The organism is Modestobacter sp. SYSU DS0904, from assembly GCF_054051115.1.
On the sequence record NZ_JBJHAQ010000086.1, the window covers coordinates 1 to 561 of the forward strand.

At 73.6% G+C, this 561-nt stretch carries 1 protein-coding gene; it reads right to left on the reverse strand.

The window, feature by feature from the left end; genetic code table 11:
* Positions 1-561: DUF222 domain-containing protein (locus ACI79U_RS21440; RefSeq protein ID WP_457072415.1), on the reverse strand; the 561-nt coding region annotated here is incomplete at both ends.

A 561-nucleotide genomic window follows, 5' to 3' on the forward strand; every position in this document is an offset into this window, starting at 1 on the left:
CTGGTCGAACAGGTCGTGTGCCTGGGCGGCCTCATCGGCGGGCAGGTCCACCGCCAGCACCGCCCGCCCATCCGCCGGAGACGGGTACACGTGCACGTCGGCGGTCTTCTCCGCCTCCACGCGCGCTTCCTCCGCCGCATCCGCGTCCAGCTGCAGCATCAGCTCGGTGGCGCGCTTGCCGAGCTTGGTCACCGACAGGTCGCGGGCCTCACCGAGCAGTCGCTCTTCGACGCGGGCGGCGACCTCGGCGTTGGTGTGCTTGAGCTTGTCGGCCAGCTCCTGCGCCCGCCGCTCGTCGAGTTCCCCGGCACGCAAGGCGGCGAAGGTGGCCGGGAGCTTGTCCCGCCACACCAGCGCCCGGGTGAGCCGGATCGCCGCCGTCCCCCGCCCGACGTTGAGCACGGTGGCCAGCTCGGCGGTGAAGAACTCACTCACCTCACCGTCGGCCGGCTGGGCGGTCCACCCCGCCCGCCGCGCACCGGGATGATCCGGCGCAGGATCCGCGGCGGAGGGCCGCTGGCCGGCCAGGGCCAGGATCAGCTCGGCTTCCTCCGCAGTGGC